The following is a 19,315-nucleotide window of genomic DNA, read 5'->3' as shown; positions in this document are numbered from 1 at the left end:
ATATAGACCCGGCGCCGCGGATCGCAGAGGGGGGCTACTCTTCCTCGCCGAAGCGCTCCGCGACGAGCGCCTCCAGCGCATCGAGGGCGGCCGAGGCATCGGGGCCGCTCGCCGCGATCTCGATGCAGCAGCCGGGCAGGGCGGCAAGCGTCATCAGGCCCATGATCGAGGTCCCCGCGACCGTCTGGCCGTCCTTGGTGACCCTGACATCGGCGTCGAAGCTCTCCGCGCAGCGCACGAACTTCGCCGATGCGCGCGCGTGGAGACCCCGCTTGTTGAGAATCGTGACCTGCCGGGCCCGGCCGTCCGTCATTTCGCGGCGAGAATCCGGCTGGCGACGTTGATGTACTTCCGGCCGGCCTCCTGCGCGGCCAGGGCCGCATCCTCGAGGCTGCTCTCCGCGCGGATGCGGGCAAGCTTGATGAGCATGGGAAGGTTCACGCCGGCGACGACCTCCACCTTGCCGGGCTCCATCACCGATATCGCCAGATTGGAGGGCGTGCCGCCGAACATGTCGGTGAGGAGGATCACGCCGGCGCCGCGATCGACCCGCGCCACCGCGGCGATGATGTCGCGCCGCCTTTCCTCCATGTCGTCGTCCGGGCCGATCGAAATCGTCTCGCAGCTTTCCTGCGGTCCGACGACATGCTCCAACGCGGCCCGGAATTCCGCCGCCAGCTGGCCGTGGGTGACAAGCACGAGACCGATCATCGAACCGTCTGGATTCCTGAAGGGCCGCCATCTTGGCCATTCGCGGTCCGATCGCAAGCCCCGAATGTCGCGCCGAGCGCGACGCGGAGGAGGCGGATCGCCTGACCGGGGCGGCCGGGCACGGGCTGGCGCGGCAGCGCGACGCCGAGGATGGCGGTGACGAGCGCGCCCGGCTCGGGCAGCCGGGCGAGCGTCTCCTCGGGCTCGATGTCGGCCACCAGGGACACGACGCAGGCGGGTTCGTAAGGGAGCCGCAGGAGGCCCCGGCCGCGCAGCTCGATGAGCCCGGCGAGCGCCCCGTGCGGAACCGCGACCAGCCGCCCGGCCCGGGCGGAGAGGTGGACACGGTCGTCGCCCACCAGCCGGCCGCCGCGCTCGACGATGGCCGCCGCCAGGCGGGACTTGCCGGAGCCCGAGGGCCCGCGGATCAGGATGCCGGAGGCACCCATCAGAACCGCCGTCCCGTGGACCGTCTCGCTCATTCGGAGCGCTCGCTCGGCGCCGGGATCGAAACGACGAAGCGGGCGCCGGCGACGGTGCCGTCCGGGGCGGTGCGGTTCTCCGCCGTGATCGTGCCGCGATGCGCTTCCACGATCTGGCGCGTGATGGCGAGCCCGAGACCCGAGTTCTGGCCGAAATCGTCGATCCCCGGCCGGTCCGTATAGAACCGCTCGAAGATGTTCTCGACGTTCTCCGCGCGGATGCCCGGACCGTCGTCGTCGACGTGGATCTCGATCCGGTCGGGATATCGCGCCGCGGTGATCCGCACCGAGCCGTCCGGCGGCGAGAAGGACAGCGCGTTGTCGATCAAATTGTTGAACACCTGGCCGAGGCGGCTGTCGTGGCCGAGCACGTAGAAGGCGTCCTTGCCGAACTTGCCCGGCTCGAGCTTCAGGCGGATGCGGTCGTCGGTCGCCAGCCGGGTCTCGCGCAGAACGGTCACCACCGTGCGGAGCAGGTTCGCGAGGTCGACCGGCTCGGTATCCTCGCGGGCGAGCTCGGCATCGAGCCGCGATGCGTCCGAGATGTCGGTGATCAGGCGGTCGAGCCTGCGCACGTCGTGCTGGATGATCCCGAGCAGGCGGTCGCGCTGTTCGTCGGTGCGGGCGATCGGGAGCGTTTCGACCGCGCTCCGGAGCGACGTGAGCGGATTCTTGAGCTCGTGCGCCACGTCGGCCGCGAAGGATTCGATCGCCTCCATCCGGCGGTAGAGCGCGCGAGTCATGTCGCGGAACGAGCGCGCGAGATGGCCGATCTCGTCGTTGCGATGGCCGAAATCCGGGATCTCGACCCGCCGCTTCGTGCCGCGGCGCACGCGGTCGGCGGCGGCGGCCAGCCGGCGCATCGGCCCGGCGATGGTGCTCGCCAGAAGGAGCGAGAGGATCGCGCTGACCGCGACCGCCACCACCAGCACCCGCAGGATCGCGGCGCGCTCGGCCGAGACGATCGAATCGATGTCGCCGGATTCGGTCGAAAGCAGGAGCGAGCCGAGCACGGCCCGGAAGCGCTGCACGGGAACGGCGACGGAGACGATCAGCCCGCCATCCTCGTCGACGCGCACGACGCTTGCGGACGAGCCGTTGAGCGCGCTCGCCACCTCCGGATAGTCCCGCCCGCTCTGCCCGCTCAGTTCGCGGTAGGGCGGCAGGTCGCCGGAGCGGTACCAGAACTTGAGCTTCTTCCACCAGTGCTCGAAGAACCCGTCGCTCGACTGCGCCGGCGGCGGAAGATCGTAGCGGAGGATCTGTCCGCGCGAGTAGAGGCCGCGCGAATCGAGGAGCAGCGTGCCCTCCTGGTCGTAGATGCGCGCCCGCGTCTTGGTCGGCGAGATGAGGCGCTTGAGGAGCGGTGCGACGCGCTCGGGATTGATCGGAAAATCGGCCGCACCCTCCCCGACGTCGTAGGGCGATCCGCTCTGCCCGGCCTGGAGCTCCAGCAGCTTGTCCGGGTCGATGGTGATCGCGTCGGTCTCGACGCTCGCCTGCGCGGCGATCGCCGCGGCGATGATCTGGCCCTGGGTGAGGAGGCTTTCGACGCGCGCGTCGATGAGGCCGGCGCGGAACTTGTTGAGGTAGAGGATGCCGCCGGCGAGAGCGATCATGGCGGCCAGGTTGAGGAGAAGGATGCGCCGGGTCAGGCTCGATGTGGCGATGCGGCCGATCCCGGCGACGGTTCGGGCGAACGGCCGGACGAGCACGGCGGACCAGCCGGCGCGGACGGGCCGGTTTCTCCCGCGCGCACGTTCACCCGTGCTTTGCGTCTCCGCCACCAAGGCCGGTCACCCGTTTCGGACTGTCAGGATTCCCGGAATCGGTATCCCACCCCGTAGAGCGTCTCGATCATGTTGAAGTCTTCGTCGACGGCCTTGAACTTCTTCCGGAGCCGCTTGATGTGGCTGTCGATCGTGCGGTCGTCGACATAGACCTGGTCGTCATAGGCGGCATCCATCAGCGCGTTCCGGCTCTTCACGACGCCCGGCCGCTGGGCGAGGGCGAAGAGGATCAGGAATTCCGTGACGGTGAGGGTGACGTTCTCGCCCTTCCAGGTGCAGGTGTGCCTGTCCTGGTCCATCACCAGCGCGCCGCGCTCCAGCGCCCGGCTCGGCTCGCTCGTCCGCGGGCTCAGGCCGTCGCGCGGCTGCGAACGCCGCAGCACTGTCTTGACGCGCTCCACCAGCAGGCGCTGCGAGAACGGCTTCTTGATGAAATCGTCCGCACCCATCTTCAGGCCGAACAGCTCGTCGATCTCGTCGTCCTTGGACGTGAGAAAGATGACCGGCATGTCGGATCCCTGCCTGAGCTTCCTCAGGAGCTCCATGCCGTCCATGCGCGGCATCTTTATGTCGAGGATCGCGAGATCGGGCGGGCTCTGCGACAGACCGTCGAGCGCGGAGACGCCGTCATTGTAGGTCTGGACCCTGTATCCCTCCGTTTCCAGCGTCATCGACACCGAGGCGAGAATGTTGCGATCGTCGTCGACGAGCGCGATGGTCGGCATGACCGGTCTCCTTTCGTCTGTTCGGCGCAGGGCCGGGTTGCTTATGTAACAGAATGCGAACGGATTGTGGCAGAGGACCCGGACATGGGTGAGGAGAACGCGTCAGACAAGGCCGGTGGGCCGGACCATGCGCAACTCGCACGCGCGGTGCTGGCGGGCGCCCGCGCCGGCACGCTCGCGACGCTGCTGCCGGACGGGGCGCCCTTCGCCTCGCTCGTGACGGTCGGGTTCGACGAGGAGGGGGCGCCGCTTCTCCTCCTCTCGAAGCTGGCCGTGCACACGCAGAACGTCGAGCGAGATTCCCGGGCATCCCTTCTCCTGGTCGAGCCCTCCGCCCAGCCGGACCGGCTTGCGGAGAGCCGGCTGTCCCTCGTCGGGCGGCTCGTTCCCGCCGCGCACCAGGAGCCGGCGCGCGAGCGTTTCCTGGCGAGCCATCCGGAGGCTGCGGGCTATGCGCGCTTCGGCGATTTCCGCATCTTCCGCTTCCAGACCGCGCACGGACATCTCGTCGCGGGGTTCGGACGAATTGCCACGATCCCCGCCGAAAGGCTTCATTTACCCCTTCCGGCATAAGCCGCCTGCCGAGGCGTTTCGATCGGGAGCCCGAATCGATTCAAACGCCCACACTCCGCCATGGTTCCCATCAATGGTGCGAATCACCTCGCTCCGTTAGGATGGGAGCGGGACGGGACGAAGCTGGGGGCAAGAGAATGGGTGTCGTCGACGGGATTGCGATCCTGCTGACCGGCTTCTACGTGGGCGCCGTGCTCATTACCGGCCATGCCTGGGCGAGCGTCACGCGCGGTTCCGCCTCCTATGCGATGCTCCGCGACCTGACCGGCATTTCCGACCGGGCGCTTCTCCATCGCCTGTTCGGGCCGACCACGGCCGATGGGCGCTACAAGGTCACGCCGGCCCTCGTCCAGGTCAATCGCCGGAGCGCCGGCGTGCTCCTGGGCGGCATCAGCGTCCATCTCGTCTTCCTGTGCGCCATTCTCGCCGCGACCGTGTTCGGCCGGGATGCGACCCTCTCCGGCGTGCTCGCGGCGGCTTCGCTCCACGCCGCGCTCGTCACGCTGGCTGCCGTGCGCCTGGCGCTCGAGGATCCGACCGCCATCGCGGACTGACGACCGGATCGCGCGGCCCCTTAACCCTGACGCAAAAAGGCGAGATAGGTTCAAATTCGCCGGCTTCCGTTTACACCGACGGGAACGTACAGGGAATATGTCGGGATCGGCCGGGGAACGGGTTAATCCGGCTCTTCCTCGTAGCCGGCCAGATGCAGCGGCCGCGCGGCGATTCCGTTGAGCTCGCACCAGCGGACCAGCGCCTCTTCCCGGCCGTGCGTGACCCAGACCTCGGCGGGACGGATCTCGCCGATCGTCCGGGTGAGCTCATCCCAGTCGCAATGATCCGAGATGATGAGCGGCAATTCCACGCCGCGCTGGCGCGCGCGCTGGCGGATCCGCATCCAGCCTGAGGCGAAGGCGGCGACCGGGTCGGCGAAGCGGCGCGCCCAGCGGTCCGCGAAGGCGGAGGGCGGCCCGAGAACGATCGCGCCGGCGAAGTCCTTGCGCCCGCCCTTCTCGACCGTCGCCGGCGCGAGCGGGCCGAGCCGGATGCCCTCCTCCTCGTAGAGGTCGCAGAGCCGCTGCAGCGCGCCGTGGATGTAGATCGTCTCCTCGTAGCCGGCCTCCCGCAGGAGGGCGATGACGCGCTGCGCCTTGCCGAGCGCGTAGGCCCCGACGAGATGGGTCCGATCCGGAAACTGCCCGACCGAGGCGACGAGCTTGCGGATCTCGGCCCTGTCGTCGGGATGGCGGAAGACCGGCAGCGCGAAGGTCGCCTCCGTGATGAAGACGTCGCACGGTACCGGCTCGAACGGGGTGCAGGTCGGATCCGCCCGCCGCTTGTAGTCGCCCGAGGCGACGATGCGGGTGCCGGCCTTCTCGACGGCGATCTGCGCGGAGCCGAGGACATGGCCCGCGGGATGGAAGGTGACGCTCACGCCGTTGATCTCGAGCACCTCCCCGAGCACGGCCTCCTGTCGCGTGGCGGCAAAGTCCTCGCCGTAGCGCGCCGCCATGATCGCGAGCGTTTCCGGGGTCGCGAGAACCGCCTCGTGTCCGGCGCGGGCGTGGTCGGAATGCCCGTGCGTGACGAGAGCACGGGCGACGGGGCGAACAGGGTCGATATAGAAGTCGCCGGGCGGGCAGTAGATGCCCTTCTCGGTCCGGCAGACCAGGTCGGTGAAGCGCATCACGCTCAGATAGGGCGGCGCGCCGCCCGATGACAGCGCATTCGGCTCGGCGGCCTGCCGTCAGACCTCGAGCACCAGCCGTGCCCGCATCCCCTCGCGGATCAGCAGCTCGACGAGCCGCCGCCGCGGCAGCCTGGCAATCCCGGACGCGCCGCTCCGGCTCAGCCTGTCGGCGACCTCGTCCACGGCCAGCACGCCCGAATCGGCCGCGATCTCGCTCAGCATCCTGCGCACCGCGCGACGCACGAACATCCGTGTTCTCCGGAAATCAGAAGCCTGATTTTCTCATCATTATGGTTAACGAGTGCTGAAGACCGGAACGATCGTGACGGGAGCTGCCCGTGATTTCACGTCCGCGGGCGCGAGAGCGCCGGCCGGGCACGAAGGACGGCAGGGCCGCTGCGAAAGCAGCGGCACAAGCGGGAAGAGCGGCGCCATCGCGCCGCTCTCCGGATGCCGGTTGGGGAAGGCGACCGTTCCGCGCCGGGTCAGAACGAGGTTCCGAGCCCGTTTCGCGCCGGCGCCGACGAGCCTTCCGACGATGCCGATCCCGGGGTGGAGCCGGCAGAGGAGGTGCCCGCTTCGGAATCTTCGCCCTTCACCTTTTCGGCGGCGGCCTTCACGGCGTGCTCGGCACGCTCGGCGAAGGTCGTTCCGCTGTCCTCGCTCCGGAACTCGTCCTTGGCCGCCGCATAGGCCTCCTCGGCCATCTCGACGCCATGGTCCAGCTGCTCGCGGGCATAGTCCTCGGCGCTGCGCTTCCAGCTGTCGCGGGTCTCGCCGAAATATTCGTCTTCCATCTCGGTCGGGGGGAGCATCGCTCCGATCGCCGCGCCGACGGCTAGGCCCAGCGCGCCGATCGCCAGCGGCTCTTCGTCGAGCATGCGCGCGAAGGTGCGGCGGGCGCGGCCGCCGATCCACGCGGCGTTGCGGCTGCCCCAGTCATAGGCGCCGTAGGCGGCCTCGCCGGCATAGCGGCCGCCGGAAAGAGCGCCTTCCGCCATCGAGCGGGCGCCCGACGCCGCCGCGCTGCCGGCGTGGTAGACGCCGCCCGCGGCGGAACCGGCGGCCGAAGAGACCGCCTCGCCGACCCGGTACGCGGCGTCGCCGGCGCGATGCATCGCGGAGGAGGCGCCTTCGCCGGCCCGCTGCGCGGCCGAATGGGCCGCCTCGCCGGCGCGGTGCGCGGCCGATTCCGCGGAGGACGCCATTCCCGACGCGGTCCCGCCCATCGCGCTTCCTTCGCCCGCCGGCCAGGAGCGGCGCTCGTGACCGTTGCCGCGGATGCCGGCCTCCGAGCTTCCGTAGGCGCTGCCCGGCGGATAGCGCGGATCGTAGCGCGGCTCGTGGCGCGATCCGTCGTGCCGGAAGCCGACATGCGGGATCTCCATGTTCGGCTGTCCGCGCCCGGACATCAGCCAGGCCAGGCCGACGCCGACGAGGAGGAGCGGGATCGGGTTGGCCCGGACCTGCGTCCCGAGATTGCTCACCATCTCGCCGCCGCCGCTGCTCTGGAAGTAGCGGGCGGCCTCGTCGACCATCTGGCCGAGCGAGAGCTTCTCCCGGAGCGCGTCCACCGTCTCTTCGACCTGCGCGCGCGTGTTCTCCACCTCGCGCTCGATCCGGTCTGTCTCAGTGCTCATCGTACCTGCTCCCTCACCAGCTCGGCATCCTTGTTCAACTGATGCGTCGTGCGCTCCGGTGCGAGATTGGCCGCCTTCATCTGGTTCGCGCCGACCTTCAGGAGGACCACGCCGACGATGGCGACGACGACGCCGACGACGAGAGACGCCCAGCCGGGCGGCATCACGTTGGAGAGGGCGATCACCAGCGCCTGCAGCAGCACCAGGAGCGCCGCGAGCAGGCAGACCGCGCCGGCCGCAAGCGACCCCGCGCCGATTTCGAGCTGGGCGATCTTGTCGGCAAGCTCCGCCCGGACGAGCTGGCCTTCCTTGCGGAAGAGCGTCGTCAGGTCGCGCGCGAGCTCGCCGAGGAGCTGCGGAACGCTGCGCGGGTCGGCCGCGGCCGTGCGCTGCGTGTCAACGGGATTCGCCATGGCCGCCTCCGCTCTCGTTGGTGCCGGCCCAGGTCGAGCTGCTGCCGACCGAGCCGGACTTGTCGGGCATCACGTTGAGGCCGGGCTCGTCGGCCGTTCTTGCGCCTGCGCCGCCGGCCTTGGCCGACCCGCCGGCCGATCCGCCGGATGAGGCCGTGCTGAAACCGCCGGCCGAGCCGGCGGAGCGGAAGCCGCCGGTCCCAGACCCCGCCGGCGATCCCGACGCGGCGGAGGAACCGGAGCCGGACGAGCTGCCCGTCCCCGAAGCGGAGGCCGATCCCATCGCCGGACCCAGCCCCGTCGGCGACGGCGAAAGCGGCGAGGATGCCGCGGAGGACGACCCCGCCGCGCCATAGGTCGGCGCCGAGGACCCGACGGTGCTCGACGGCCGCGGCGTCGCCGGGCCCGATCCGCCGGAACGCATTCCGGCCGCGCTCGTCGCGCCGGCATAGGCGGCGCCTTCCGTGTAATGGCGCGGCCGCGCCCCGGAGGCATCCGATCCGCCGGCCTCGCCGACGCTCTCGCCGTGCCGCATCGGCGCGGGCGTCCGCGTGTCCTGGCCCATCCGGCTTCCCGTCGCGCCATAGTCGAAATCGTGCCGCTCATAGAGCCTGCGGCGCTCGCTCGAGCTCCGCGCGAACCGGCCGAGCGCAACGCCGGCCAGCACGGCGCCGCCGATGAAGGCGGCCGGATTGCGGCGTCCGAAATCGCGCAGCGAGCCGATCATGCCGTCGATGTTCCGGCTCGAAAGCGAGTCCGACAGGCCTTCCACGCTCGATGCCGCCTCGCGGACGAGCCGGGCGGCCATGGTCTGGTCGGACTTCTCGAGCTCGTCGCTCGCGCGCTTCACCGCCCTGGCGAAATCGCCGAGGGCGCCGGCGGCGGCGCTCTTCTGGTCCTCGGCGAAGCCGGCGGCGCGGTCCTTCGCGCTCCGGGCGAAGGCCATCGCCTCCTCCGTGACCGCCTCGCGCCCGTGGCGCATCGTCGCGCCGAGCGCCTCGCCCTCGCGCTGCGCCCTGTCGCGCAGCTCGCGGGCGTCCTTCTGCAGCGCGTCGAGGTCCTGCGAGATCTCGCTTTCGGAACCGCGTGCGTACGGGCTCTGCGAGCCTGAGCCCCCCGCCGAAGATGCCCCGCGGGGGCTCTCCGGGCCACTCATGTTCGATGCCATTTCTTGACTCCAGGCCTGATGAATCAGCTCAAACCAAGAAGCTGGAGGATGAAGAGGATCACGACCACAAGGCCGATCAGGTATATGATCGCGTTCAACGTCCGACTCCCCGGATCATTTCATGTCCGCGCCCAAATTGCGGACCTCGAGATCACAACACCCGATCGGCGGCTCGGTTCCGCGACTGGCAAAGTCTATTTGCCGGAACGACTTGCGCGTCAGGCGGCGTCGGAATGGGCGATCTCGTGCTCTCTCGTTCCGGCCGGTCCGGACCGCGAGAGATTGCGCGTGATCGTGGCCAGCTGGTCGCAAAGCTCGCGGGTGAGTTCCACCTCCTCGAGGGCTTCCGCCTCGAGCCGGTTCCAGATGCGCTCGATCTCGTCGACCTTGGCCCTCGCCTCTTCCGTGAGCGCGATGAAGGTCTTGCGCCGGTCGGTGGTGGCGCCGTCGGTCCGGATCAGGCCCGACGCGGACAGCCGGTTGACCATCTTCGTTACGGTCGGCGGCTGGATGGAGAGCGCGGCGGCCGCCTCCCCCATCGTGAGCGGGCCGCGCTCATGAAGGAGCTTCAACAGACTGTCCTGCCCAGGATAAAGGCCGACACGTGACAGTAGTTTGGCCGACCTGACCCGGTACGCACGGGCCGCCTGCAGCAGTTCGAACGTGATTCTGTCGTTCATTCGCGTGACCCTGGTTGGGTTCAGAGCGCGGCATCTTGGAGATGGCTAACGGAATTCCGCGCGGCGGGTTCCGAGCCGCCCGATGCCATCTCCGCCATCGGCCCTTGGCGGTTGCGCCACCTGCTCGTGACGTTATGCTGCCCCCTATCCGCCTCTCGCGAAATCTCGGGCCAGGCAGGGGGCGGATCCGCCGGCCCTGCGGGGTGCGGCAGAATCTTGCGCCCGCCCGGGGCAGACGTGGGAACTGACGGGAGCCCGATCCAGTTCCCTTGTGCAACGGTTAAGAACTCCGCCGGCGGGCGAGGGGGAGCGTCAATGTCGTCGCCGACCAGGCAATCAGCAGAACCAGCGGCTTCATCCGGCAAGGGCCATGCCGCGCGCGGACGGCTGGTGGTGGTGTCGAACCGGGTGGCGGACCTGTCGTCCGGCTTTCAGTCGGGCGGGCTGGCGGTTGCCGTCGGCGAGGCGCTGAGCGACTCCGGCGGCGTATGGTTCGGCTGGAGCGGCGAGCGCAGCGACGACGCCCGCCGCCGCGAGCCGGAGGTCACCCGCTACGGCGACGTGCGGACCGCGACCGTCGCGCTGACGCATGACGAGCACGAGAAATACTATCTCGGCTTCGCCAACCGGACATTGTGGCCGCTGCTGCATTACCGGCTCGACCTGGCGGAGATGAGCAGCCAGCTCGAAGCCTGCTATTTCGCGGTGAACAAGCGGTTCGCGATGCAGCTCCGGCCCCTCCTGCGAGACGACGACCTGCTCTGGGTGCACGATTATCACCTGATCCCCTTCGCCGCCTATCTCCGTCAGAAGCAGGTCAACAATCCGATCGGCTTCTTCCTCCACATCCCGTTCCCGCCCGCGGAGATCGTCTCGGCGCTGCCGCATCACACGCAGTTCATGCGGACATTGTTCGCCTACGACCTCGTCGGCTTCCAGACCGTGCGCGACCGGGAGAACTTCGCCCGCTACGCCGAGGAGCACCTGGGGTGCCGCCGGCTCGACGACGGCCGCCTCAAGGCCTTCGGCCGCGTACTCTCGATCGAGGCCTTCCCGATCGGCATCGACGCCGTCCAGTTCCGGGCCGATGCGGAGAAGAACGCGCGGCTCCCGGACCTGCGTCCGATCGCGCGGTCCGTCGAATCCCGGCACCTGATCATCGGCGTCGACCGTCTCGACTATTCCAAGGGCCTGCCGGAGCGCGTCTACGGCATCGAGGCCCTGCTCGAATCCTATCCGCAATATTCCGGCAAGATCCAGTTCGTGCAGATCGCTCCGCCGACGCGCGAGGGCGTCGAGGCCTATGACGCGATCCGGGAGGAGCTGGAGCGCGCGACGGGCCAGGTGAACGGCCGCTTCGGCGATTTCGCCTGGTCGCCGGTGCGCTACATCAACCGGCCCGTGCCGCGGCCGGTGCTGGCCGGCCTGTTCCGCCGCAGCCGGGTCGGGCTGGTGACGCCGCTTCGCGACGGGATGAACCTCGTCGCGAAGGAATATGTCGCGGCGCAGGATCCGGAAAATCCGGGCGTGCTCGTCCTCTCGCAGTTCGCGGGCGCCGCCGAGCAGCTCGAAGAGGCGCTCATCGTCAATCCGCACGACGCGCAGGACGTGGCGAACGCCATCCGCCGCGCGCTCGAAATGCCGCTCGGCGAGCGCCGCGCCCGCCACGCGGCGCTCTGGGACAATGTGACGACGCAGAACATCGCCTGGTGGCGGAACCGCTTCCTGGAGGCGCTGCGGGCGTCACGGAGGGGCCACGCCCAGCCGGTATCGATAAGCGGCGAGCTGGTGCCGCGCCCGAAGCCTCCGACACGGACCGAGACGATCCGCTATGAAGACAAGCCCGACGCTGCAACAATCTAGGACGCCGACCCAGCCCGCCGCATCCCGCTCCCCAGCCATCAAAGACGAACGTCTCCTCGCGCTCGCCGCAGACCGGGTGGTGATCGAGGGCGTCTCGCCCGAGATCGATGGCGGGCGCTTCCCTGCGAAGGCCGCCGTCGGCGACCGCTTCGCCGTGGAAGCGGACATCTTCTGCGACGGCCATGACAAGATCGACGCGGCGCTTCTCATGTGGCGCGCGGACCAGGAGGACTGGAGCGAGGTCCGGATGGCCCCGCTCGGGAACGACCGCTGGCGGGCGGAGACGACGGTCGAGGCGAACACCCGCTACCGCTACACCATCGTCGCCTGGCGCGACCTCTTCGCCTCCTGGCGCGACGGCGCCACGAAGAAGCATGCCGCCGGCCAGGACCTGCGCCTCGAGCTGATCGAGGGACGCGAGCTGATCGAGCGTACGCTCGAGGAGAGCGACCGGATCGGCGAGGGCGACCGGCTGGTGATGGAGCGCCTGGTCCAGCGCCTGACGCACGAGCTCGACGATGCCGACCTGCTGGCGGACCTTCTCGGCGATGCGGCCGCCGCGCTGATGAAGCGGGTCGGCCTGCGGACGAATCTCAGCCGTTATCCGAAGGAGCTCGAACTCGTCGTCGACCGGCGCGCCGCCGTGTTCAGCGCCTGGTACGAGGTGATGCCGCGCTCGCAATCCGGCGATCCGGCGCGCCACGGGACCTTCGACGACGTCATCGCGCGCCTTCCCTACGTGCGCGATCTCGGCTTCGACGTGCTCTATTTCCCGCCGATCCATCCGATCGGCCGCAAGAACCGGAAGGGCCGCAACAACGCGCTGACGGCCGCGGCCACCGACCCCGGCAGCCCCTACGCGATCGGCTCGGAGGAGGGCGGGCACGACGCGATCCATCCGGAGCTCGGGACCTTTGACGATTTCGCACGCCTCGTCGACGCGGCCCGCGAGCACGGGCTCGAGGTCGCGCTCGACTTCGCAATCCAGTGCTCTCCCGACCATCCCTGGATCAAGGAGCATCCGGAATGGTTCGACTGGCGGCCGGACGGCACCATCAAGTTCGCGGAGAACCCGCCGAAGAAGTACGAGGACATCGTCAACGTCCACTTCTATCGCGGCGCGCTGCCCTCGCTCTGGTACGCGCTCCGCGACGTCGTGCTGTTCTGGGCCGGGAAGGGCGTGCGGATCTTCCGGGTCGACAATCCCCACACCAAGCCCGTGCCGTTCTGGGAGTGGATGATCCGCGAGGTCCAGGACAAGTATCCCGACGCCATCTTCCTCGCCGAGGCGTTCACCCGGCCGAAGATGATGAAGCGGCTCGCCAAGGTCGGGTTCACGCAGTCCTATTCCTACTTCACCTGGCGCAACACGAAGTCCGAGCTGACGGAGTACATGACCGAGCTGACCCGGACCGACGCCCGGCACGTCATGAGGCCGAACTTCTTCGTCAACACGCCGGACATAAACCCCTTCTTCCTGCAGACGAGCGGCCGCGCCGGCTTCCAGACGCGGCTCGTGCTCGCCGCCTCTCTCGCCGGCAATTACGGCGTCTATAACGGCTTCGAGCTGTGCGAGGCGGAAGCGATCCCCGGCAAGGAGGAGTACCTCAATTCCGAGAAGTACGAGATCCGCGCCTGGGACTGGGACCGTCCCGGCCATATCCGGAAGGACATCCACCTGATGAACCGGCTGCGGCGGAACAATCCCGCGCTGCAGCAGTTCGCCAATCTCGTCTTCTACAACGCCTGGAACGACAACATCCTCTATTACGGGAAGATGACCGAGGCGAAGGACAACTTCCTTCTGTTCGCGGTCAATCTCGACCCGCACAATCCGCAAGGTGCCGATTTCGAGGTTCCGCTCTGGGAGTTCGGGCTTCCGGACCATGCCTCGATCGACGGCGAGGACCTGGTGACGGGGCAGTATTTCACCTGGAGCGGCAAGGTCCAGCATGTCTGGCTCGACCCGCGCGAGCGTCCCTACGCCATCTGGCGCCTCATTCGGCCGGGAGAGCCCTATTGATGGACATGAAGACGATCAGCGTGGCGCCCGGTCCGGACGAGGGCGAGGAGCAGCATGGCGGAATCACGCGGAACGACCCCTACTGGTACAAGGACGCCATCATCTACCAGCTGCACATCAAGGCGTTCTTCGACGGCAACAATGACGGGATGGGCGATTTCGACGGCCTGTTCCAGAAGCTCGACTACGTGGAGAGCCTGGGCGTCAACACGATCTGGCTGCTGCCCTTCTATCCGTCGCCGCTGAGGGACGACGGCTACGACATCGCCGACTACCGCTCCATCAACCCCGCCTATGGCGACATGCGGGACTTCCGGCGCTTCGTCACGGCGGCGCATAAGCGCGGCATCCGCGTCATCACCGAGCTCGTCATCAACCACACCTCCGACCAGCATCCGTGGTTCCAGCGGGCCCGGCTGGCGCGGCGCGGCTCGGCGGTCCGCAACTATTATGTCTGGAGCGACACGGACGACAGGTACCAGGGCACGCGGATCATCTTCCTCGACACCGAGACCTCGAACTGGACCTGGGACCCCGTCGCCCAGCAGTTCTTCTGGCACCGCTTCTATTCGCACCAGCCCGATCTCAACTTCGACAATCCGCGCGTTCTGGCGGAGGTCCTGCGCGTCATGCGCTTCTGGCTCGACATGGGGGTCGACGGGCTGCGGCTCGACGCCATCCCCTATCTCGTCGAGCGGGACGGCACCAACAACGAGAACCTGCCGGAGACCCACGAGGTCCTGAAGCGCATCCGGGCCGAGCTCGATTCGAAATATCCCGACCGCATGCTGCTCGCCGAGGCGAACCAGTGGCCGGAGGACACGCGGCCCTATTTCGGGGAGGGCGACGAATGCCACATGGCGTTCCACTTCCCGCTGATGCCGCGCATGTACATGGCGCTCGCCCAGGAGGACCGGCACCCGATCACGGACATCATCCGGCAGACGCCGGACATCCCCGATCCCTGCCAATGGGCGATCTTCCTCAGGAACCATGACGAGCTGACGCTCGAGATGGTGACGGAGGAGGAGCGCGACTATCTCTGGCGCACCTATGCGCGCGACGCCCGCGCCCGCATCAATCTCGGCATCCGCCGCCGGCTCGCGCCGCTCCTGGAGAACGACCGGCGCAAGATCGAGCTCATGAACGCCCTGCTGATGTCGATGCCGGGCACGCCGATCATCTATTACGGCGACGAGCTCGGCATGGGCGACAATTACTATCTCGGCGACCGCGACGGCGTGCGCACGCCGATGCAATGGTCGAGCGACCGGAACGGCGGCTTCTCGCGGGCGAACCCGCAGCAGCTCTACCTGCCCCCCATCATGGACCCGGTCTACGGCTTCGAGGCGGTGAACGTCGAAGCCCAGCAGAACGAATCGTCCTCCCTGCTCAACTGGATGCGGCGCCTGATCGGGGTCCGGAAGCAGCGCAAGGCGTTCGGCCGGGGCAGCTTCACCTTCCTCTATCCGCGCAACAGGAAGGTGCTCGCCTATATCCGGGAGCACGAGGACGAGCGCATCCTCTGCGTCGCCAACCTTGCGCGGAGCGCGCAGGCGGTGGAGCTCGACCTCTCGCCCTGGCGGGGCGCCGTTCCGATCGAGCTCACCGGCCGGGCCGCGTTTCCGCCCGTCGGCGATCTCCCCTACATGCTGACGCTGCCGGCCTACGGCTTCTTCTGGTTCGTGCTGGCCGACCAGGAAGCGGCGCCGCAATGGCATGCCGCGCCTCCCGATCCGCTGCCGGAATTCGTCACCCTGACGGCGCCGGGCGGAAGCCTGGAGCGGGCGCTCGACGGCCGCGACCTGCGCAATCTCGAGCGCGATGCCCTGCCCGAATACCTTGCCCGGCAGCGCTGGTTCGCCGGCAAGAGCCAGAAGATCCAGTCGGTCGCGCTGCGCAGCCTTGGCGACCTCGCGCCCGGCTACCGGCTCGGCATCGCCGACGTGACGACCGGCGACGGCGCCGGCCAGTGCTATTTCCTGCCGCTCGGCGTCAGCTGGGGCGAAGCCAATCTCCGCTTCGGCGCGCCGAAGCTCTCCTACACGCTCGCCAAGATCCGGTCCGGCCCGAAGGTCGGGGCGCTCGTCGATGCCGCCGGGGACGAGGACTTCGCCCGCAGCGTGGTCGCGGCCATGAAGGCCGGCACGGACGCCGCCGCTCCGGGCGGCAGGCTGCGCTACGAAGCCACCGACCGCCTGCGGGAGATCGAGAACGTCGAGTCGGTGCGGCCGGTCGCCGTCGAGCAGAGCAACGTCTCGATCATCCTCGGCGAGGAGATCATGCTGAAGGTCTACCGCCGTCTCCGCCCGGGCGAGCAGCCCGAGCTCGAAATGGCGCGGTTCCTGACCGAAAGGGCCGGATACCCGAACACCCCGGCCTATCTCGGCGCCGCCGAATACGTCCCGGACGACGGCGAGCCGGTCGCCTTCGCCTCCGCCTTCGGCTTCGTGCTCAACCAGGGCGACGCCTGGAGCGTGATCATCGACGCGCTCGACCGCGAGCTCGACGACCTGGCGCTCGGCGCCGAGCTCGCGCCTGCCGGCGAGGCGCCGGCCGCGATCTTCTCCTTCCCGCTCGACCTCGCGAGCCTGCTCGGGAGGCGGACCGGCGAGCTGCATGCCGCGCTCAGCACCGGGGCCGGCGACCCGGCCTTCGCGCCGGAGCCCGTCACCGCGGCCGATATCGGGCGCTGGGCGGAGGAGGCGGCGCTCGAGGCGCGCGAGACGATCGCGGCGCTGGAGCGCGCGCGTTCCGTCCTGCCCGACGCCGTCCTCGCATCGGTCGACCGGCTTCTCGAGGGACGGCAGGACGTTCTCGACCGGCTGACCGCGCTCCGCGCGGTGGCCCCGTCGGGCGCGAAGATCCGCATCCACGGCGACTACCATCTCGGCCAGGTGCTCGTCGCGCAGGCGGACGTGATGATCATCGACTTCGAGGGCGAGCCGCAGCGCAGCCTCGCCGAACGGCGGGCCAAGGCCTCGCCGCTCCGGGACGTTGCGGGCATGCTGCGTTCGTTCGACTATGCGGCCTGGGCCGCGCTCGACCGGTTCCGTCTCCGCCGCGGCGATCCGGGCGAGGCCGTGACGGCGAGGGCCTTCGCGTGGCGCGACCGCTCGGTCGAGGAATTCCTCGCAGCCTATTGGGCGACGGTGGAGGGGGTCGCCTCGGTTCCCCAGGATGCCGCCACGCGCGACGGGCTGCTCGCGCTCTTCCTGCTTCAAAAAGGGTTCTACGAAATCGGCTACGAGGCGGGGAACCGTCCGGCCTGGCTCACCATTCCGGTGAGGGGAGTCCTCGACATTCTTGAGACGAAGGTGGCCTGATGAACGTGGCGGAAGCGTCGGCAGATATTGCCTGGAGGCCCGATCCGCGCGCCGTCGAAGCGCTCGTGCAGGGCCGCCACGGCGATCCGTTCGCGCTTCTCGGAATGCATGCCCGCGGGGACGAGCCGATCACCGTCCGCGTCTTCTGGCCGGGCGCGGAGACCGTCAGCGTCGTCGATGCGGATTCCGGCAAGCGGTGCGCGGAGCTCGAGCTCCTGCACCCGGCGGGATTCTTCGCCGGGCCGGTCCCGCGCCGGCGCCGCCTGTTTCGCTACCGCCTGCGGATGACGGCGGGCGAGCGCGTCTGGGAGGCCGAGGATCCCTACCGGTTTCCGCCCGTCCTCGGGGCCCTCGACGTCCACCTGCTCGCCGAGGGCACGCACCGCGAGATGTACGAGCGGCTCGGAGCCCATCCCGTCACCATCGACGGGGTCGCGGGGGTGAGCTTCGCGGTGTGGGCTCCGAACGCGAAGCGCGTCAGCGTCGTCGGCGACTTCAACTATTGGGACGGGAGGCGGAACCCGATGCGCAAGCGCATCGAGGCCGGCCTCTGGGAGCTGTTCATCCCCGGTCTCGGGCCGGGCGCGCTCTACAAGTTCGAGATCCTCGGCGCGCAGGGCCAGCTGCTGCCGCTCAAGGCGGACCCGGTCTCCTTCGCCCAGCAGCAGCCCCCTTCGACCGCCTCCATCGTCCACGGCCTGCCGGAGCACGACTGGCAGGACAACGAATGGATGGCGAACCGGCAGCGGCGGAACGCCCTCGACGCGCCGATCTCCATCTACGAGCTGCATCTCGGATCCTGGCGCCGCAAGGACGGCGACCAGATGATGAGCTATGACGAGATCGCCGACGAACTCGTCCCCTATCTCTGCGATCTCGGCTTCACCCATGTCGAATGCATGCCGGTGAGCGAGCACCCGTTCTCCGGCTCCTGGGGCTATCAGCCGATCGGCCTGTTCGCGCCGACGAGCCGCCACGGCCCGCCGGAGGGCTTCGCCCGCTTCGTGGAGCGGCTGCACCAGGCGGGCATCGGCGTCATCATCGACTGGGTGCCCGCCCATTTCCCCACGGACGCGCACGGGCTCGCCCGCTTCGACGGCACGGCGCTCTACGAGCACGAGGACCCGCGCCTCGGCTTCCACCGCGACTGGAACACGCTCATCTACAATTTCGGGCGCCGCGAGGTGTCGAACTTCCTGCTCGCCAACGGGCTCTTCTGGCTGAAGCGCTTCCACATCGACGCCCTGCGGGTCGATGCCGTCGCCTCGATGCTCTATCTCGACTACAGCCGGCCCGCCGACGAATGGATTCCGAACGTCCATGGCGGACGCGAGAACCTCGAGGCGATCGCGTTCCTGAAGACCATGAACACGCGGGTCTTCGCGGATGCGCCCGGCGCCACCACGATGGCCGAGGAATCCACGGCCTGGCCGCAGGTGTCCCGCCCGGTCGACATGGGCGGGCTCGGCTTCGGCTACAAATGGAACATGGGCTGGATGCACGACACGCTGGACTACATGTCCAAGGAGCCGGTGCACCGCAAGCACCATCACCACGAGATGACCTTCGGCCTGCTCTACGCCTTCACGGAGAACTTCGTTCTTCCGCTCAGCCACGACGAGGTGGTGCACGGAAAGGGCTCGCTGCTCGGCAAGATGCCGGGGGACCGCTGGCAGAAATTCGCCAATCTGCGCGCCTACTACGCCTTCATGTGGACGCATCCGGGCAAGAAGCTGCTCTTCATGGGCGGCGAGTTCGGCCAGGACCGCGAATGGAGCCACGACCGCTCCCTCGACTGGCACCTGCTGGCCGATCCGCAGAATTCCGGGCTGCAGAGCCTGGTCCGCGACCTGAACCGCCTCTATCGCGGCTGCCGTGCGCTCCATGTGCGCGACGCCGATCCGCAGGGCTTCGAGTGGATCGAGGCGGGCGATGCCGACCAAAGCGTCTACGCCTATCTGCGGAAGGGCGGGCCGGAGGACCCGCCGGCCCTGGTGATCTGCAACTTCACGCCGGTCGTCCGGCACCATTACCGCGTCGGGGCGCCGGCCGCAGGCACCTGGATCGAGCGGCTGAACACCGACGCTGCGGTCTATGGCGGCTCGAATGTCGGCAATGGCGGGGCGGTTTCCGCCGAGCCGGTGCCCTGGCACGGCCGCCCCGTCTCCCTCGACCTCACGCTTCCTCCACTCGGCACACTCGTCTTCGAGCTCGCCCGCTAGGAGTTCGAT

At 68.8% G+C, this 19,315-nt stretch carries 17 protein-coding genes; 6 read left to right on the top strand and 11 right to left on the bottom strand.

The window, feature by feature from the left end:
• Positions 1-34: 34 nt before the first annotated feature.
• The 5 genes from E4O86_RS09590 to E4O86_RS09570 form a co-directional block, all read right to left on the bottom strand.
• A complete protein-coding gene (locus E4O86_RS09590; protein WP_161140313.1) occupies positions 35-313 on the bottom strand; it encodes an HPr family phosphocarrier protein in 279 nt (92 codons plus the stop codon).
• Positions 310-711: a PTS sugar transporter subunit IIA gene (locus E4O86_RS09585; protein ID WP_161140312.1), complete on the bottom strand. Its 402-nt coding sequence runs from the start codon at positions 709-711 to the stop codon at positions 310-312. Before E4O86_RS09585 ends, E4O86_RS09590 begins: the two co-directional genes overlap by 4 nt.
• Positions 708-1,193 (bottom strand): HPr kinase/phosphorylase, encoded by a 486-nt coding sequence (locus E4O86_RS09580; protein ID WP_161140311.1) that lies wholly within the window; start codon positions 1,191-1,193, stop codon positions 708-710. Before E4O86_RS09580 ends, E4O86_RS09585 begins: the two co-directional genes overlap by 4 nt.
• Positions 1,190-2,908 (bottom strand): stimulus-sensing domain-containing protein, encoded by a 1,719-nt coding sequence (locus E4O86_RS09575; protein WP_343039136.1) that lies wholly within the window; start codon positions 2,906-2,908, stop codon positions 1,190-1,192. The genes E4O86_RS09580 and E4O86_RS09575 overlap by 4 nt, the downstream gene beginning before the upstream one ends.
• Before the next feature lie 98 nt (positions 2,909-3,006).
• Positions 3,007-3,708 (bottom strand): response regulator transcription factor, encoded by a 702-nt coding sequence (locus tag E4O86_RS09570; protein ID WP_161140310.1) that lies wholly within the window; start codon positions 3,706-3,708, stop codon positions 3,007-3,009.
• A gap of 84 nt (positions 3,709-3,792) precedes the next feature.
• Here E4O86_RS09570 and E4O86_RS09565 point away from each other — a divergent pair, with 84 nt between their 5' ends.
• Entirely contained in the window at positions 3,793-4,281 is a 489-nt protein-coding gene (locus E4O86_RS09565) for a HugZ family pyridoxamine 5'-phosphate oxidase (protein WP_161140309.1), read from the top strand.
• Positions 4,282-4,418: 137 nt separating this feature from the next.
• Positions 4,419-4,835, top strand: coding sequence for a hypothetical protein (locus E4O86_RS09560; protein ID WP_161140308.1), 417 nt, complete (start codon positions 4,419-4,421; stop codon positions 4,833-4,835).
• Between the two features lie 122 nt (positions 4,836-4,957).
• Here E4O86_RS09560 and E4O86_RS09555 read toward each other — a convergent pair whose 3' ends face one another.
• The 6 genes from E4O86_RS09555 to E4O86_RS09530 form a co-directional block, all read right to left on the bottom strand.
• Complete coding sequence (locus E4O86_RS09555; protein WP_161140307.1) at positions 4,958-5,968, bottom strand: ligase-associated DNA damage response exonuclease; 1,011 nt, start codon at positions 5,966-5,968, stop codon at positions 4,958-4,960.
• 60 nt (positions 5,969-6,028) lie between these two features.
• Complete coding sequence (locus tag E4O86_RS09550) at positions 6,029-6,220, bottom strand: hypothetical protein (protein WP_161140306.1); 192 nt, start codon at positions 6,218-6,220, stop codon at positions 6,029-6,031.
• Positions 6,221-6,456: 236 nt separating this feature from the next.
• Positions 6,457-7,611: a DUF3618 domain-containing protein gene (locus tag E4O86_RS09545; protein ID WP_161140305.1), complete on the bottom strand. Its 1,155-nt coding sequence runs from the start codon at positions 7,609-7,611 to the stop codon at positions 6,457-6,459.
• Complete coding sequence (locus E4O86_RS09540; RefSeq protein WP_161140304.1) at positions 7,608-8,024, bottom strand: phage holin family protein; 417 nt, start codon at positions 8,022-8,024, stop codon at positions 7,608-7,610. Before E4O86_RS09540 ends, E4O86_RS09545 begins: the two co-directional genes overlap by 4 nt.
• Positions 8,008-9,192, bottom strand: a complete 1,185-nt coding sequence (locus E4O86_RS09535; protein WP_161140303.1) for an apolipoprotein A1/A4/E family protein — start codon at positions 9,190-9,192, stop codon at positions 8,008-8,010. The genes E4O86_RS09540 and E4O86_RS09535 overlap by 17 nt, the downstream gene beginning before the upstream one ends.
• A gap of 218 nt (positions 9,193-9,410) precedes the next feature.
• Complete coding sequence (locus E4O86_RS09530) at positions 9,411-9,872, bottom strand: MarR family winged helix-turn-helix transcriptional regulator (protein WP_281351592.1); 462 nt, start codon at positions 9,870-9,872, stop codon at positions 9,411-9,413.
• Between the two features lie 315 nt (positions 9,873-10,187).
• On the opposite strand from E4O86_RS09530, the gene E4O86_RS09525 reads away from it, so the two are divergent.
• From E4O86_RS09525 to glgB, 4 genes are read left to right on the top strand one after another with little or no spacing between them, the layout of a single operon-like run.
• On the top strand, positions 10,188-11,735 hold the full coding sequence (locus E4O86_RS09525; protein ID WP_161140301.1) for an alpha,alpha-trehalose-phosphate synthase (UDP-forming): 1,548 nt from the start codon (positions 10,188-10,190) through the stop codon (positions 11,733-11,735).
• Positions 11,704-13,758, top strand: a complete 2,055-nt coding sequence (locus E4O86_RS09520) for an alpha-1,4-glucan--maltose-1-phosphate maltosyltransferase (RefSeq protein WP_161140300.1) — start codon at positions 11,704-11,706, stop codon at positions 13,756-13,758. The genes E4O86_RS09525 and E4O86_RS09520 overlap by 32 nt, the downstream gene beginning before the upstream one ends.
• Positions 13,758-17,084: a maltose alpha-D-glucosyltransferase gene (gene treS / locus E4O86_RS09515; protein WP_425500118.1), complete on the top strand. Its 3,327-nt coding sequence runs from the start codon at positions 13,758-13,760 to the stop codon at positions 17,082-17,084. The genes E4O86_RS09520 and treS overlap by 1 nt, the downstream gene beginning before the upstream one ends.
• Positions 17,084-19,306 (top strand): 1,4-alpha-glucan branching protein GlgB, encoded by a 2,223-nt coding sequence (gene glgB, locus E4O86_RS09510; RefSeq protein ID WP_161140299.1) that lies wholly within the window; start codon positions 17,084-17,086, stop codon positions 19,304-19,306. Before treS ends, glgB begins: the two co-directional genes overlap by 1 nt.
• The last annotated feature ends 9 nt before the right edge of the window (positions 19,307-19,315 follow it).

It is taken from the genome of Propylenella binzhouense (genome assembly GCF_009866965.1).
In the GTDB taxonomy this organism is placed as follows: domain Bacteria; phylum Pseudomonadota; class Alphaproteobacteria; order Rhizobiales; family Afifellaceae; genus Propylenella; species Propylenella binzhouense.
The sequence above is the reverse complement of the archived record's forward strand: the minus strand, read 5'-3'. Positions and strand labels throughout refer to the sequence as shown.

Excerpts from the sequence above, each read along its gene's own strand:
- E4O86_RS09590 (WP_161140313.1), bottom strand. The coding sequence starts at position 313 with ATGACGGACGGCCGGGCCCGGCAGGTCACGATTCTCAACAAGCGGGGT.
- E4O86_RS09585 (WP_161140312.1), bottom strand. The coding sequence starts at position 711 with ATGATCGGTCTCGTGCTTGTCACCCACGGCCAGCTGGCGGCGGAATTC.
- E4O86_RS09580 (WP_161140311.1), bottom strand. The coding sequence starts at position 1,193 with ATGAGCGAGACGGTCCACGGGACGGCGGTTCTGATGGGTGCCTCCGGC.
- E4O86_RS09570 (WP_161140310.1), bottom strand. The coding sequence starts at position 3,708 with ATGCCGACCATCGCGCTCGTCGACGACGATCGCAACATTCTCGCCTCG.
- E4O86_RS09565 (WP_161140309.1), top strand. The coding sequence starts at position 3,793 with ATGGGTGAGGAGAACGCGTCAGACAAGGCCGGTGGGCCGGACCATGCG.
- E4O86_RS09560 (WP_161140308.1), top strand. The coding sequence starts at position 4,419 with ATGGGTGTCGTCGACGGGATTGCGATCCTGCTGACCGGCTTCTACGTG.
- E4O86_RS09555 (WP_161140307.1), bottom strand. The coding sequence starts at position 5,968 with ATGCGCTTCACCGACCTGGTCTGCCGGACCGAGAAGGGCATCTACTGC.
- E4O86_RS09550 (WP_161140306.1), bottom strand. The coding sequence starts at position 6,220 with ATGTTCGTGCGTCGCGCGGTGCGCAGGATGCTGAGCGAGATCGCGGCC.
- E4O86_RS09545 (WP_161140305.1), bottom strand. The coding sequence starts at position 7,611 with ATGAGCACTGAGACAGACCGGATCGAGCGCGAGGTGGAGAACACGCGC.
- E4O86_RS09540 (WP_161140304.1), bottom strand. The coding sequence starts at position 8,024 with ATGGCGAATCCCGTTGACACGCAGCGCACGGCCGCGGCCGACCCGCGC.
- E4O86_RS09535 (WP_161140303.1), bottom strand. The coding sequence starts at position 9,192 with ATGGCATCGAACATGAGTGGCCCGGAGAGCCCCCGCGGGGCATCTTCG.
- E4O86_RS09530 (WP_281351592.1), bottom strand. The coding sequence starts at position 9,872 with ATGAACGACAGAATCACGTTCGAACTGCTGCAGGCGGCCCGTGCGTAC.
- E4O86_RS09525 (WP_161140301.1), top strand. The coding sequence starts at position 10,188 with ATGTCGTCGCCGACCAGGCAATCAGCAGAACCAGCGGCTTCATCCGGC.
- E4O86_RS09520 (WP_161140300.1), top strand. The coding sequence starts at position 11,704 with ATGAAGACAAGCCCGACGCTGCAACAATCTAGGACGCCGACCCAGCCC.
- treS (WP_425500118.1), top strand. The coding sequence starts at position 13,758 with ATGGACATGAAGACGATCAGCGTGGCGCCCGGTCCGGACGAGGGCGAG.
- glgB (WP_161140299.1), top strand. The coding sequence starts at position 17,084 with ATGAACGTGGCGGAAGCGTCGGCAGATATTGCCTGGAGGCCCGATCCG.